Origin of the sequence: uncultured Porphyromonas sp., assembly GCF_938039215.1 — a bacterium.
Lineage (GTDB): Bacteria > Bacteroidota > Bacteroidia > Bacteroidales > Porphyromonadaceae > Porphyromonas.
Map to the genome: position 1 here is coordinate 1 of NZ_CALHVI010000032.1, position 14,395 is coordinate 14,395.

Here is a 14,395-nt window from a genome sequence, read left to right on the forward strand (position 1 = left end):
GTGCTATGAATGGGTACTTGGATGCTCCACGATGGGTCACTGGACCTACTATATAAATAGGGCAGTGCAGTTCTTAGCAATTGAGACCCCCCAAGCCCGATGTACTCCCATGGATAGGAAGAAGAGAGGGGAGTCCAATGCGTATGATTGGTTCTCTCACCCTCAGATGCTTCCAAGCCGATCTGTGAGGTATAAGCCCGTGCAAATCACTCATGGACAAAGCCCCCTGATGCACTGCATACATAAAACTTTTGCTCTTAGGATGGGCTCCGTGAGTAGCGATATTCGTTCGTCTATGATCTGTGCTATGTTGAGGGTGAGAGCTGGAGGAATAAACTCAGAAGCGTGCGACTCTAGCTTTTACAGCTTCGGGTGCATCTAAGTTGGTCGGGGGGCGGGCTCTCTTATATATATCGTCAAGAGATAGGACTCTTCACTGTGGCATAGGTATAGAGCTACGGCTTTTCTTGTGAAGCCGGATGGCTCAGAGGGTATGGGGTGTTCGCTGAGGCTTCTTCTAGGAGGAAGCAATCCGATCGCTCAGATGAGATCCGAAAGATGGACTAAGATCATTAGTGTTGGATGTATCACGGCGGAAGATGTACATAGTGTTCGGAGGCTCAGGACTGCAGTGTCTTCCTATGAAGAGGAAATCATGGATGAGCTTACGAAGCTTGATGCTCTTCAACTTTTGATGAAGCTTCAGGAAAAAAGGGGAGCATAACAGATCAAGCAAAAGCTAAGCCTCCGATGAGCCTCGTTAATCAACCTAGATGTGGAGCCTCCGATGCGCTTCGATAGATAGAGGAGCGATCATCGGAACTTCCACCTCCACATATTCCTTCCCAGAACAAACTAAACATAACACATCAACTAGGGGTATTTACCTGTGAAACCCGACTTAATATATGGGAATAGATAAAATGAAAGCCTCCCGATCAAGAGTCAGTACCTTGATCGGGAGGCTTCATGATTAGATCTGCAGAGTCAGCTGTGACTCTTGGGATCGTCGTGCTTGTAGCGTAAGGAGTATATATACCTTATTATATAGTGTACGTATACCTTATTATATAAGGACGGCTATTTCTTCTTGTCGATCTGAAGAGCACCGATGAGTTCGTTCACATCGGAGATACCATGACGGAGCATGTAGTTCTCAATTCCCTCGACGATCTGAACCGTAGCTGCAGGGTCTACGAAATTATAAGTGCCGACTTCTACCGCTGAAGCACCTGCCAGCAGGAACTCAATAGCATCCGTGGCTGTGGCGATCCCTCCCATGCCGATGATAGGCACCTTGACGGCTTGAGCCGTCTGCCATACCATACGCAGTGCAATGGGCTTTACCGCAGGACCTGAGAGTCCCCCAGTGATCGTCGAGAGCACAGGACGGCGCTTCTCTGCGTCAATAGCCATGCCGAGCAAGGTATTGATCATGGAGATGGAGTCCGCTCCTTCAGCTTCCACAGCTCGGGCTATCTCAGTGATGTCGGTGACGTTGGGCGATAGCTTGACGATGAGGGTCTTGTCGTAAACGGCTCGTACGGCACGCACGACAGAGGCTGCTCCAGCACAGGTGACACCGAAAGCCATCCCCCCTTCCTTGACATTGGGACACGATATATTAAGCTCAATAGCGGGGATATGCTCTAGGGCGTTGATCTTCTCAGCGGTAGCGATGTAGTCCTCTACTTGCGAACCGCTGACATTCACGATCATCGCCGTGTCATAGTCTTGGATGGTTGGGTAGATGTGCTCACAGAAGTAATCTACCCCCTTATTCTGTAGCCCTACTGCATTGAGCATCCCTGAAGGAGTCTCAGCCATACGGGGATAAGGGTTCCCTTGGCGAGGATGTAGGGTCGTCCCCTTGACGAGGATGCCCCCTAGGCGATTGAGGTCGATGAAGTCGCTGTACTCCGTCCCATAGCCGAAGGTTCCAGAGGCAGTCATCACGGGGTTCTTGATGGTCAGACCTCGACCGATATGTACTTGTGTCTTGAGCATGTTAGTCCTTCTTGATAAGCGTAGAGTTAAAGACGGGACCCTCGGTGCATACGCAGGTGTTGCCCTTGCCTACGAGGTCTTCGACACAGCAGAGGCATGCTCCGATACCGCATGCCATGGTATTCTCAAGGGAGACTTCACAGTCGATCCCACGGCTCTCAGCCACCTTGGCTACGGCGATCATCATCACCTTGGGCCCGCAGGTATAGATACGGTCAAAAGAGCCTTGCTGCAAGATGGGGTGATCGGTCACACGACCTTCGATCCCCAGCTCACCATTATCTGTCGTGAGGTGGACTTCTCCAAGGGCTTCGAACTCTTCCCTTAGTACGATGTGGCTGGCCGTACGCCCACCGAGGAGGATCGTAGGACGAATACCTGCTACGCTGAACTGCCGAGCGAGGAAGAGCATGGGGGCTATCCCTACACCTCCTCCGACAAGGAGGGGACGAGAGATGCCCTCCGTAGAGAAGGTGTTGCCCAGCGGTATCAGGAGGTCAAGCGAAGTGCCATCGGGAAGGCCTGTGAGGATCGATGTCCCCTTGCCAACACGACCGATAAGGAGCCACAGCTCTCGGCGATCGGGGAAGACATTGCAGATCGATATAGGACGGCGAAGTAGGACGATGCCTCCTGGGACTGCGACTTGTACGAACTGACCTGGAGCCATCTCTGGGAAGATACCAGCCTCTATAGGGAGGGAGAGCTTGAGCAGATGATTGCCCGCTCCTAGATCCTCAGTGGAAAGGAGTGTAAACCGAAGCGAATACTTTTTCATTGCGTGATGATGCACATTGGACTTGATGCCACAAAGATACGCAGAATATACCGCCTTAGGACTGGCTTTCGTCCGAATGAAAGGAGGAGAAGCTATTGTCGGTATAGAAGACTGTGATGTGATCGATCTCCTTGCTCCGTCGCCCTTCTAGCTCGGCCTTGAGGCGAGCTATTTCTTCGGCCTGGGAGATAAGGATCGTGTGTAGCTTGTCCGTCTCATCCCCTTCGGAGGCATCCAGTAGAGAAGGTGCTACTGGTCTAGGGTACTCGCCACCTTCCGTCCCAAAGAGGAACCAGTAGGGATCCACGAGCTCAGGGTAATGCTCGATGATCTTATTTATCGTCACGACATTTATTAGCTGTCGCTCATTGAGGTTGAGGGATAGCGTCGCTGGCGCAATGCCTGCTCGGGTGGCGAAGTCTTTAGAGGTTAGACCGCTGTTATTGATCACCTCCCGAAGTCGTCTAGTGATCGCTGCAAGATCGATGAACTCTGACATAATGGCTGGGTTTATGCTGATTTGCTTACGCAAACAAAGATAGCAATTTGAATTCGTAATTATGAATGTTGATTGGTTTTGAATTTGGAATTGCCTCCTTTATAACGGGTGAATTTGGGGGATTTGAACCATAAATCCCTCGATAGTACATATAAGCATAGCTTCACATAATGATCATATATTATTGATATACATGCTATTCAGTTATTCAATTGCGCCACCAATCAGCCGATTCGGCTACGACTGAGGGTTAAATCTGAAGCACTCCTTTAGGTTGCGATGTTTAAGTTGTTGGTTATGAGCGTTAAGTATACTTATACTTACACCTAGTGATAAGATTAGGTTTGTTGAATTAAATCGGTACTCCCCTATCCCATAGCACTACCCTACTGTTGTATCTAAATCTATTGATCTAAATTTGAATAGATCTAAATTCAGCATCGCAAAGCATGTACACCCCCGAAAATTCACCACCTTGAAGGACTGCCACGATGACAGACTGTGTGGGGTGTCTATCTGAGGATAAATTCAGGGGCACAAAATGGTGGATCATGGAGGAGGAAGAGCGAGGACATTCATCCGCCTCCATAGCCCTATACCTAGCCTTGCTTTAGAGGGGGCACAACAAATCCTACTGTAGGTTGTCCTTGCCATTCACAATAAGTCATCGAGACAATTCTCGCTAGGTTATCGATACGATCTAGGGTAAATCGTAGAGACGGCCTTACGGTAGATCTTTGGGACGACCCTCTATGGGGTTCTTTGGCGACCTACCTTGGGGTGTTTTGAGTCCGGATGCGACTCCTTATTTATATGGTATAGAGGTACGGGATTAATTATGCTGTAGAGGTACGAGGAGGAAGGTCTGTTAGGACGGGGCGAAATCCAGGGGTGAGAAGTGAGCGGAAAGCATATCGCCTTGAGTAGAGAAAAGACTTACCTTTGTTCTCGGCATCCTCCCTAGCCACTCTGCATACGAGATGCTAGGCGATGCCTGCGATCTTTAGCCACAAGAAAGACAACTAATCATTTTAATATCTAGATCGTCATGCAGATCAAGAAGCAACTAATCACACTAGGTCTCGGAGCGCTCTTAGCTCAGGGGATCTCGCCGGTAAGTGCATGGGCACAGAAGGCGAATGCACAGAAGTCATCCTCAGGGATCAACTTCTCAGACATGGATCGGAAGATACGTCCGCAGGACAACTTCTACCTCTACACTAATGGAGGCTGGATGCGCAAGAATCCTCTGAAGCCAGCGTATAGCCGCTTCGGCACCTTCGATATCCTACAGGATACGACCACGGCACAGATCCATAATATCGTAGAGGAGCTCGCTGCAAAGCCCCAAACTAAGGGCTCGAACGACTACCGTGTAGCCGTCCTCTACAAGCAAGCGATGGATATCGCCACACGCAATGCGTTAGGTGCACAGCCTATCCAGCCCGAGCTTCAGGCGATCCAAGCCCTGAAGGACAAGGGCGACGTACTGAAGTATCTAGCTCATCAGGATCAAGAGTATGGCCAAGGAGGTCTCTTCGGGAGCGGTGTCGCTGCCGATGAGAAGAACAGCACGATGAATATCTTCCTCCTCAATCAGACAAGCCTTGGTCTAGGCACTCGTGACTACTATGTAGAGAAGAACGCCGAGACAGAGAAGATCCTAGCGGGATATGAAGCTTATCTGATCCGCATCCTCAAGCTTGCTGGCTTCGCAGAGGCAGAGGCGAGCCGTATCGCTAAGACTACCATCGGTCTGGAGAAAGAGTTGGCGCAGTTCTCCTACTCCAACACCGAGCTCCGTGACTCACAGAAGAACTACAACATCGTCAATATCGCCGACTTCGCTCGTGAGAACAAGGGCTTCGACTGGCAGGGATACTTCTCTCTGCGTGGGCTCGATATCACGACGGCCAACTTCACACAGCTGGGCTTCTTCAAGGCTTTCGATAAGTGGTATCAGGGTGCTGCCCTAGCCGACCTCAAGGACTTCTTCATCTCCCGTACGGTGAGTGGTGCTGCCACGTCGCTGAGTGATGACTTTGAGCAGGCTCAGTTTGACTTCTTCGGGAAGCAGCTGAGTGGTCGTAAGGAGATGCACCCACGCTGGAGACGTAGCGTCGGTGTCGTACAGAGCGTCCTCGGCGAAGCCCTCGGTGAAGTCTATGTCAAGCGTCACTTCTCTCCCGAAGCTAAGGAGCGTATGCTCACCCTCGTGCACAACCTTCAGAAGGCGCTGGGGCAGCGTGTCAATGCCCTCACCTGGATGAGTGAGGAGACGAAGAAGCGTGCTCAAGAGAAGCTCAGCAGCTTCGTCGTCAAGATCGGCTACCCTGACAAGTGGATGGACTACAGCTCCCTCGATATCGATGAGTCGAAGACCTACTACCAGAACCTCGAGGCTACAGTACGCTTCATGCAGGCAGACAACCTCAAGGACCTAGGCAAGCCCGTAGATCGCACGAAGTGGCTCATGAGCCCACAGGAGGTCAATGCCTACTACATGCCTACCACCAACGAGATCTGCTTCCCTGCAGGGATCCTACAGCCTCCCTTCTTCAACATGGAAGCTGATGACGCTGTGAACTATGGTGCTATCGGTGTCGTCATCGGCCATGAGATGACCCACGGCTTCGACGATGAAGGCTCCAACTTCGACAAGGATGGTAACATGAACAACTGGTGGACGGCTGAGGACCGTCAGAAGTTCGAGGTGACGACCCAGCGTCTGGCTAAGCAGTTCTCTTCTGTCACCGTAGCACCAGGGCTCAAGGCCAATGGTGAACTGACCCTCGGGGAGAATATCGCAGACCAGGGTGGTCTCACTATTGCCTACCTCGCTCTCCAGCTTGCTAGAGAAGGACAGCAGACTGCTAAGATCGATGGGCTTACTCCAGCACAGCGCTTCTACATCGCCTATGCTCGTCTCTGGGGACAGAATATCACCGAGGCTGAGATCCGTCGCCTTACGAAGCTCGATCCCCACAGCCTTGGACTCCTACGAGTCAATCAGGCACTGAAGAATATCGATCCCTTCTACAAGGCGTTCAATATCCGTCCTACGGATAAGATGTACCTAGCTCCCAAGGACCGTGTAGTGGTCTGGTAGGGCACACCCCTCTCCCTCTTTTCACGCTACCGACTGGAGTATATGGCTCTGGTCGGTAGCGTTCTTTTTAGGTGACTCCACTGAGAAGACACTATCTTTGCACACTCTAAGGCATACGGAATGAATAGAATGACTCGTAAGGAGCAGAGACAGCTCTTCGGTATCTTCTTCAAGATAGGGGTGACGACCATCGGCGGGGGCTATGCCATGATCCCGATGATGGAGCATGAGATCGTCCAGCGCATGAAGTGGCTTGACCAGCAGGAGTTCATGGACATCCTAGCGGTCTCCCAAGCTACCCCAGGGATCTTCGCCGTAGATATGGCGAGCCATATCGGGCATAAGCTCGGCGGAGTGCGTATGGCACTCCTCGCAGCCCTCGGCAATGTCCTCCCCTCCTTCATCATCATCTTGACGCTAGCCACCCTCTTCCAGCAGTTCAAAGAGATCCAGCTCGTAGAGTATGCTTTCCGTGCCATTCGCCCCGTCGTGGTGGCTCTGATAGCTGCTCCTATCTTCTCCATGGCTCGGTCGGCCTCTCTGACCCGCTATACCCTCTGGATCCCCCTAGTCTCTGCCTCCCTCATCTATTTCCTTGGGGTCTCCCCCGTCTACATTATCCTCATCGCCGCACTAGCAGGTTGGGGCTATGGACTCCTCAAGGGCAAACAGAAAGCCTCCCGATCATGATCTTCCTACAGCTCTTCCTTGTCTTCTCCAAGATCGGTATCGTCGGCTTCGGTGGGGGCTATGCCATGCTCTCGCTGATCCAAGATGACGTGGTCAATAAGCATGGCTGGCTAAGTTCGGCTGAGTTCACCGACATCGTGGCGGTGAGTCAGATGACTCCTGGCCCTCTGGGGATCAATATGGCGACCTACGTGGGCTATACCTCCGTCGTCAATGCTGGCTACTCTACGGGGCTGGCTATGCTGGGCTCTCTGCTGGCTACCCTCTCCATCCTTTGGCTCCCCTTCATCCTCATGATCGTGGTGAGTCGCTTCCTGCTCAAGCATAAGGAGAGCCCCGTTATCAAGAGCATTTTTGCGGGGCTACGTCCCACGATCGTTGGGCTCGTAGCTGCAGCAGCGCTGGTACTGATGAATGCCGAGAACTTCGGGGCACCTCGTACGGCACTCCTGCAGTTCGTCGTCAGCCTCGTCCTCTTTGCACTAGCCTTCATCTCCGTCTACCGCTTCAAGGTCAGCCCGCTGAAGATCCTTGCTCTGGCTGGTATCTTCGGGATGGTCTTCTATAGTGTCTTCCCTAGCTAAGTCTCTTACGCTATCCTATCCTTCTCTTATCTATGTCGCTTACCTCCACCCTCGGTCCTATAGGAGTCTTTGACTCGGGTTATGGCGGGCTGACGATCCTCTCGGAGATCCGCCGTCAGCTCCCTCAGTACGACTATATCTATCTGGGTGACAATGCCCGCTCTCCCTATGGGACTCGTTCGTTTGATGTCATCAATGACTTCACCCTGCAGGCGGTGAAGTATCTCTTCGCTGAAGGGTGCCCCCTTGTCATCCTAGCATGTAACACCGCTTCGGCTAAGGCGCTCCGTGAGATCCAGCAGCACTATCTCCCCATATCCGACGATCCTACCCGCCGTGTCCTTGGGGTCATTCGCCCCACGGTAGAGGCGATCTCCGAGTACACGAAGACCAAGCACGTCGGTGTGGTAGCTACCCCTGGGACGGTCTCCTCACACTCCTACGCCACGGAGATCGGTAAGCTCTTCCCCGAGGTCGTCGTGAAGGAGCAGGCTTGCCCTATGTGGGTGCCGCTTGTCGAGTATGGCGAGAGTGACAAGCCTGGTGCTGATTACTTCGTCCGACGCTATACGGAGGAGCTCATCGAGGCAGATCCAGAGATCGATACACTGATCCTAGGATGCACGCACTACCCGCTCCTTCGTCCCAAGATCCGAGAGGCTCTCCCTGAGTCTGTCCAGCTCATCTCGCAGGGGGAACTGGTAGCCTCATCGCTAGCCGACTACCTCCAGCGTCATCCCGAGATGGAGTGCCGCCTAAGCCAAGGAGGGAAGATCTCCTACAGGACGACCGAGTGTCCAGATAAGTTTGAAGAGCTCGCCTCCATCTTCACCGGTACGGAGGTCGATGCCGTACGTATCAAGCTCGGCTCTTAGATGAAGCGCTTCCTTCTACTTGTGCTCCTCTCGGCGCTTAGCCTTGGGGGCTATGCTCAGAGCTCGAAGCTTCAAGTCGGAGCCGAACGGATGGAGCTACTACTTCCGCTCCTTGAGGGGAAGCGGGTGGCACTGATGGTCAATCAGAGTTCGCTCGTCGGAGCGACGGGGACGCATCTCGTCGATACCCTCCTCGCTCGAGGGGTGAAGGTCGTCCGTCTCTTCGTCCCAGAGCATGGGCTGAGGGGGAAGGTCGATGCGGGTAAGGCGGTGAAGAGCGAGATCGACGAGAAGACACAGCTCCCTGTGGTCAGCCTCTATGGCCAGCGCCAACGGCCTACACCGGAGATGCTGGAGGATATTGATCTTCTGCTCTTCGACCTGCAGGATGTAGGGACACGCTTCTACACCTATGTCTCCTCGATGCACTACCTTATGGAGGCTTGTGCCGAAGAGGGGAAGACTTTCGTCGTCTGTGACCGCCCCAATCCCAATGACTTCGTCGACGGACCTATCCTTCAGCCCGATTGTCGCTCCTTCGTCGGGGTAGACCCTTTACCCATCGCCCACGGCCTCACGGTCGGGGAGCTAGCACTGATGATCGATGGGGAGCGCTGGCTTCGTGGAGGTCGCTCCTGTAGGCTGAAGGTCATCCCACTCGTCGGCTGGTCGCATGGCGACCCCTACGAACTGCCAGTGCGCCCCAGTCCCAATCTCCCCAACAGCCAAGCGATAGCGCTCTACCCTTCTCTCTGCCTCTTTGAGGCTACGATCATGAGCGTAGGCCGAGGCACCGACAAGCCTTTTCAGGCCTTGGGGCATCCCAACGCTGGCTTTGGTCAGCTCGTCTTCACTCCTCAGGTCAAGGTCGGAGAGGACTCCAACCCTCGTCATAAGGGCAAGCCCTGCTATGGCATAGACTATCGGGAGAAGGGTCTCCCAAAGGGGCAGATCTCGCTGGCCCCACTCATCGAGCTCTACCGCAAGGCAGAGGAGCTGGGACTTCAGCTCATCAATCAGCGACAGCTCTTCGATCTGCTAGCAGGCACGAAGGCACTCCGAAACCAGCTAGCTGAGGGGCTCTCTGAGTCCGAGATACGAGCTTCGTGGGAAGCCGACCTAGAGGCTTATCGCCGACTGCGTGCTAAGTACCTGCTCTACGAGGATGCACGCTAAGCACCCTCCGAGCACAGCGAGCCCCCATTGGTTAGTCGTACCGATGGGGGCTCGCTTTTTCATGGGATAAGCCCTCTCCCCCGTCAGAGATGAAGGCTCTCGAATGTACCCCATTCATGGGGCCCTCCTCCGACCCATTCATGGGGCCCTCCTCCGACCCATTCATGGGTGACCTCGGTGACCCATGAATGGGTCGGTCGGGAGAGTCATCTATGGGGTGCGATCCCTCTTGCCTGAGCTCTCCTTCTCCTTAGACCTAGTGTGCAGGGTTTTCTCCTAGGTAGAGCGAGGGAAATCCCGCCTTTGGGACGGGGCTCTTGGGCACTTCCCGAGCCACTAGGGTATTTGAGAATTATTTATACCTTTGTTATATAGAGTCGTAATGTGTATAGAAGACTCGTACACTTTAAGAACAGAAATGAACGAATTCAAGAAATTTGCCGTAGGTCACTTAGGGATGAACTCCTTGGCACTGGATGACTACATGCAGGTGCAGAGTAGCTATATCTCGCCGACGATCATCGAGGAGCGCCCTATGAACGTGGCCCAGATGGATGTATTCTCTCGGTTGATGATGGACCGCATCATCTTCCTCGGGACACAGATCAATGACTATACGGCCAATGTCATACAGGCTCAGCTCCTCTTCTTAGATAGCAGTGAGCCTGGTAAGGATATCTCGATCTATATCAACTCTCCTGGGGGCTCGGTCTATGCGGGCTACGGGATCTACGATACGATGCAGTTCATCGAGAGTGATGTCTCTACTATATGTACGGGGATGGCTGCCTCTATGGCTTCCGTCCTACTCGTCGCAGGGACGAAGGGGAAGCGTTTCGCCTTGCCCCACTCCCGTGTGATGATCCATCAGCCCCTAGGGGGCATGCAGGGTCAAGCTAGCGATCTCGAGATCGCCGCTCGTGAGATCCTCAAGGTCAAGGAAGAGCTCTATACGATCCTCTCCAAGCACTCTGGACAGCCCTACGAGGCCATCCAGCGAGACAGTGACCGAGACTATTGGATGACCGCACCAGAGGCTAAGGCTTATGGCATGGTAGACGAGATCCTCACCCGTACACAGCGTACACAGAAGCACACCGGAGTAGATGGCCAAGAAGACTAAAGGACCAGAGCGCTGCAGCTTCTGTGGCAGAACAGAAGAGGAGGTAGGTGCCCTACTTCATGGGATGGATTCGCAGATCTGTCCCGACTGCGTCGTCCAGGGCTATCAGCTCCTTGGAGGCGTGATCTCAGCTCCTAACCCAGCTCCAGAGACAGCTCCTCTCGATACTCTTCAGGAGCTACCCAAGCCCAGAGAGATCAAGGAATTCCTCGATGACTATGTCGTCGGGCAGGACGAAGCTAAGCGTTATCTCTCTGTAGCTGTCTACAACCACTACAAGCGACTCATGCAGCCCTCCTCCGAGGTCGATGGAGTCGAGATCGAGAAGAGTAATATCCTCCTCCTCGGCCCTACGGGTACGGGGAAGACTTTGCTAGCTAAGACGATCGCTCGTCTACTGAAGGTGCCCTTCACCATCGTCGATGCTACCGTGCTGACGCAGGCTGGGTACGTAGGTGAGGATATCGAGAGCTTGCTGACACGTCTCCTGCAAGTAGCAGACTACGATGTAGCAGCAGCTGAGCGAGGGATCGTCTTCATCGATGAGATCGACAAGATCGCACGTAAGGGAGACAACCCCTCCATCACACGCGACGTGAGTGGTGAAGGTGTCCAGCAGGGCCTCCTCAAGCTCCTCGAAGGGTCGATCGTCAATGTCCCCCCACAGGGAGGACGTAAGCATCCCGACCAGAAGATGATCCAGGTCGATACCAAGCAGATCCTCTTCATCTGTGCTGGTGCCTTCGATGGCATCGAGCGCAAGATCGCTCATCGCCTCAATACCCGTGTCGTGGGCTACAATAGCCCCCGATCCCAGATGGGTAAGTATGAGGAGGAAGAGCTCCTCAGATATGTCGACGCTCGTGACCTCAAGAGCTTTGGGCTCATTCCCGAGATCATAGGCCGTCTACCGATCATCACCTTCCTACACCCACTCCACCGAGATACCTTGAGGATGATCCTCACCGAGCCTAAGAATGCTCTGGTGCGTCAGTACACCAAGATCTTCGAGCTCGATGGTATCCGCCTGACCTTCACCGACGAAGCCCTCGATGCCGTTGTCTCCAAGACTATGGAGCAGAAGCTCGGAGCACGTGGGCTTAGGGCGATCATGGAGCAGGTGATGGTAGAGCCCATGTACGAGCTCCCCTCCCAAGGGATCACAGAGTTCGTCGTGGATGCCTCCTACGTAGAGCAGCAGCTCCAGAAAGGGGGCGGCTTAATCCCTAACTAACATCTCTCCTCAGAGAAAACCTATCATCCGTGTCATAGACAATACCGCAGTCACTGCCTAGAGTGACAGACACAGCGAGTGGAGAGCACTAACAAAGCGTACGCCATGGGTAGTATCGACCTTACACAAGCCCTCAAGAAGCACTTTGGCTTCGACCAATTCAAGGGGAACCAGCGGGAGATCATCGAGAGCATCCTTGCAGGTCATGATACCTTTGTCCTCATGCCTACAGGCGGAGGGAAGAGTCTTTGCTATCAGCTCCCAGCCCTCCTGATGGAGGGTACGGCCGTGATCATCTCTCCGCTGATCGCCTTGATGAAGAATCAGGTCGATGCCGTGCGTGGCTTCTGCGAAGAAGATACCATTGCTCACTTCCTCAACTCGTCCCTCTCACGGGCTAAGCTCGAGGAGGTCAAGGAGGATGTCCGACAGGGTAGGACGAAGCTACTCTACGTAGCACCTGAGTCGCTCCACAAGAAGGAGAATATCAAGCTCCTGAGCGAAGTGCCTATCTCCTTCTACGCTGTAGACGAAGCACACTGTATCTCCGAATGGGGGCACGACTTCCGTCCCGAATATCGGCGCATACGCTCCGTGGTGATGGAGATCGCTCCTCGCCCCATCATGGCACTCACCGCTACGGCTACACCCAAGGTCCAGCATGACATCATGAAGAACCTAGGGATGGAGACGGCTGTTGTCTTCCAGAGCTCGTTCAATAGACCGAACCTCCTCTACAGGATACAGCCCAAGACCCCTGAGATGGAGCGTGAGATCGTCCGATTCATCCTCAGCAATCCCAAGAAGAGCGGGATCGTCTACTGCATGCGCCGTACGCAGGTGATGAACTTCACCGAGGTGCTCCAAGCTAATGGGATCAAGGCTCTGCCCTACCATGCAGGACTCGACACCAAGGAGCGTGCTGAGAACCAAGATGCCTTCATCGAAGAGCGTGTCGATGTCATCGTCGCTACCATCGCCTTCGGTATGGGTATAGACAAGCCCGATGTGCGCTATGTCATCCACTACGACATGCCAAAGAGTCTCGAGGGCTACTACCAAGAGACAGGGCGTGCAGGACGAGATGGTGGCGAAGGGGTCTGTATCGCCTACTACGATCATGACGACCTAGAGAAGCTCGAGCGCTTCACCAAAGGCAAGTCCGTAGCAGACCAAGAGATAGCCCGAGCACTGCTACGTGAGACAGCAGACTATGCTGAGACAAAGATCTGTCGCCGATCGTTCCTCCTCAACTACTTCGGGGAGCGCTACGAGGCGGATAACTGCGGTAACTGTGATAATTGTTTAGTACCTAAGAATAAAGTGGAAGCTAAAGAATTGCTAGTAAACCTCCTCGAGGTAGTAAGTGCCCTCAAGGAGAAATTCAACACAGACTATGTCATCTCCATCCTTAGAGGAGAGACCAACTCTGATATCGAATCCTTCCATCACGAAGAGCTAGACTGCTTCGGATCGGGACAGGACCACGAGGAGTCTACATGGACGACCATCGTCCGTCAGGCTCTAATCGCTGGCTACCTGACCAAGGATGTCGAGAACTATGGACTACTCAAGCTTACCCCCGCAGGTAAGAAGTTCATGAAGAAGCCTACGAGCTTCAAGATCACCGACTCCGAGGAGGATGGTGAGGATCAGCCTGCGCCATCTGGCGGTGGCGGCTCGGGTGAGTCTACCGACCCCGTCCTCTTCGCCATCATGAAGGATCTGCGTAAGAAGATGGGACAGCAGAATAATGTCCCTCCCTACGTTATCTTCCAGGATACGTCCCTCGAGGCTATGGCTACGCTCTACCCCATCACCATGGATGAGCTACAGAATATCCCTGGGGTAGGTGCTGGTAAGGCTGCACGCTATGGGCAGAAGTTCCTCGATGTCATCCGTCGCCATGTCGAGGAGAATGATATCGACCGCCCTGCAGATATCCGTGTGCGTACCCGCCCAGATAAGTCGAAGCTGAAGATCAACATCATCCAGCAGATCGACCGCAAGGTAGCTCTCGATGATATAGCTATAGCCCTCGGGCTGGACTTCGATGTGCTCATCGGAGAGGTCGAAGCGATCGTCTACTCGGGTACGCGTATCAACATCAACTACTTCATCGAAGAAGTAATCGATGAAGATCGTATCGAGGATATCTACGAGTACTTCAAGGAGTCCACGACCGACGATATCAACGAAGCTCTCTCGGAGCTCGGCAATGACTACTCCGAGGAGGAGGTACGCCTCGTGCGCATCAAGTTCCTCTCCGAGCTAGCCAACTAAGCTCTACCTATGTACATCCCTCTCCCCTAGATCCCCT

Annotated in this window: 11 protein-coding genes; 8 read left to right on the top strand and 3 right to left on the bottom strand. The window is 53.4% G+C overall.

Annotation, left to right across the window (positions count from 1 at the left end):
• Nucleotides 1-1,080: 1,080 nt before the first annotated feature.
• From Q0336_RS04380 to Q0336_RS04390, 3 genes are read right to left on the bottom strand one after another with little or no spacing between them, the layout of a single operon-like run.
• On the bottom strand, nucleotides 1,081-2,007 hold the full coding sequence (locus Q0336_RS04380; protein ID WP_296954507.1) for a dihydroorotate dehydrogenase: 927 nt from the start codon (nucleotides 2,005-2,007) through the stop codon (nucleotides 1,081-1,083).
• Nucleotide 2,008: 1 nt separating this feature from the next.
• Complete coding sequence (locus Q0336_RS04385; RefSeq protein WP_298526082.1) at nucleotides 2,009-2,785, bottom strand: dihydroorotate dehydrogenase electron transfer subunit; 777 nt, start codon at nucleotides 2,783-2,785, stop codon at nucleotides 2,009-2,011.
• A 55-nt stretch (nucleotides 2,786-2,840) separates the two neighbouring features.
• The gene (locus tag Q0336_RS04390) at nucleotides 2,841-3,284 is read right to left on the bottom strand and encodes a helix-turn-helix transcriptional regulator (protein WP_298526084.1); all 444 of its coding nucleotides are present in this window, start codon (nucleotides 3,282-3,284) and stop codon (nucleotides 2,841-2,843) included.
• Between the two features lie 1,048 nt (nucleotides 3,285-4,332).
• Between Q0336_RS04390 and Q0336_RS04395 the strand changes: the two genes are divergently transcribed.
• From Q0336_RS04395 to recQ, 8 genes are all read left to right on the top strand, one after another.
• Nucleotides 4,333-6,393 (top strand): M13 family metallopeptidase, encoded by a 2,061-nt coding sequence (locus Q0336_RS04395; protein WP_298526086.1) that lies wholly within the window; start codon nucleotides 4,333-4,335, stop codon nucleotides 6,391-6,393.
• Between the two features lie 120 nt (nucleotides 6,394-6,513).
• Nucleotides 6,514-7,083 (top strand): chromate transporter, encoded by a 570-nt coding sequence (locus Q0336_RS04400; protein WP_298526088.1) that lies wholly within the window; start codon nucleotides 6,514-6,516, stop codon nucleotides 7,081-7,083.
• A complete protein-coding gene (locus Q0336_RS04405; RefSeq protein WP_298526090.1) occupies nucleotides 7,080-7,667 on the top strand; it encodes a chromate transporter in 588 nt (195 codons plus the stop codon). Before Q0336_RS04400 ends, Q0336_RS04405 begins: the two co-directional genes overlap by 4 nt.
• 32 nt (nucleotides 7,668-7,699) lie before the next feature.
• Entirely contained in the window at nucleotides 7,700-8,542 is an 843-nt protein-coding gene (murI, locus tag Q0336_RS04410) for a glutamate racemase (RefSeq protein ID WP_298526092.1), read from the top strand.
• A complete protein-coding gene (locus tag Q0336_RS04415; RefSeq protein ID WP_298526094.1) occupies nucleotides 8,543-9,718 on the top strand; it encodes a DUF1343 domain-containing protein in 1,176 nt (391 codons plus the stop codon).
• 418 nt (nucleotides 9,719-10,136) lie between these two features.
• Nucleotides 10,137-10,841 carry an ATP-dependent Clp endopeptidase proteolytic subunit ClpP gene (clpP, locus tag Q0336_RS04420; RefSeq protein WP_298526096.1) on the top strand — a complete coding sequence of 235 codons (705 nt, stop codon included), beginning with the start codon at nucleotides 10,137-10,139 and terminating at the stop codon, nucleotides 10,839-10,841.
• Nucleotides 10,825-12,075, top strand: coding sequence for an ATP-dependent Clp protease ATP-binding subunit ClpX (gene clpX, locus Q0336_RS04425; protein WP_298526098.1), 1,251 nt, complete (start codon nucleotides 10,825-10,827; stop codon nucleotides 12,073-12,075). The genes clpP and clpX overlap by 17 nt, the downstream gene beginning before the upstream one ends.
• A 105-nt stretch (nucleotides 12,076-12,180) precedes the next feature.
• Nucleotides 12,181-14,358, top strand: coding sequence for a DNA helicase RecQ (recQ, locus tag Q0336_RS04430; RefSeq protein ID WP_298526100.1), 2,178 nt, complete (start codon nucleotides 12,181-12,183; stop codon nucleotides 14,356-14,358).
• Nucleotides 14,359-14,395 lie beyond the last annotated feature (37 nt).

Excerpts from the sequence above, each read along its gene's own strand:
- Q0336_RS04380 (WP_296954507.1), bottom strand. The coding sequence starts at position 2,007 with ATGCTCAAGACACAAGTACATATCGGTCGAGGTCTGACCATCAAGAAC.
- Q0336_RS04385 (WP_298526082.1), bottom strand. The coding sequence starts at position 2,785 with ATGAAAAAGTATTCGCTTCGGTTTACACTCCTTTCCACTGAGGATCTA.
- Q0336_RS04390 (WP_298526084.1), bottom strand. The coding sequence starts at position 3,284 with ATGTCAGAGTTCATCGATCTTGCAGCGATCACTAGACGACTTCGGGAG.
- Q0336_RS04395 (WP_298526086.1), top strand. The coding sequence starts at position 4,333 with ATGCAGATCAAGAAGCAACTAATCACACTAGGTCTCGGAGCGCTCTTA.
- Q0336_RS04400 (WP_298526088.1), top strand. The coding sequence starts at position 6,514 with ATGAATAGAATGACTCGTAAGGAGCAGAGACAGCTCTTCGGTATCTTC.
- Q0336_RS04405 (WP_298526090.1), top strand. The coding sequence starts at position 7,080 with ATGATCTTCCTACAGCTCTTCCTTGTCTTCTCCAAGATCGGTATCGTC.
- murI (WP_298526092.1), top strand. The coding sequence starts at position 7,700 with ATGTCGCTTACCTCCACCCTCGGTCCTATAGGAGTCTTTGACTCGGGT.
- Q0336_RS04415 (WP_298526094.1), top strand. The coding sequence starts at position 8,543 with ATGAAGCGCTTCCTTCTACTTGTGCTCCTCTCGGCGCTTAGCCTTGGG.
- clpP (WP_298526096.1), top strand. The coding sequence starts at position 10,137 with ATGAACGAATTCAAGAAATTTGCCGTAGGTCACTTAGGGATGAACTCC.
- clpX (WP_298526098.1), top strand. The coding sequence starts at position 10,825 with ATGGCCAAGAAGACTAAAGGACCAGAGCGCTGCAGCTTCTGTGGCAGA.
- recQ (WP_298526100.1), top strand. The coding sequence starts at position 12,181 with ATGGGTAGTATCGACCTTACACAAGCCCTCAAGAAGCACTTTGGCTTC.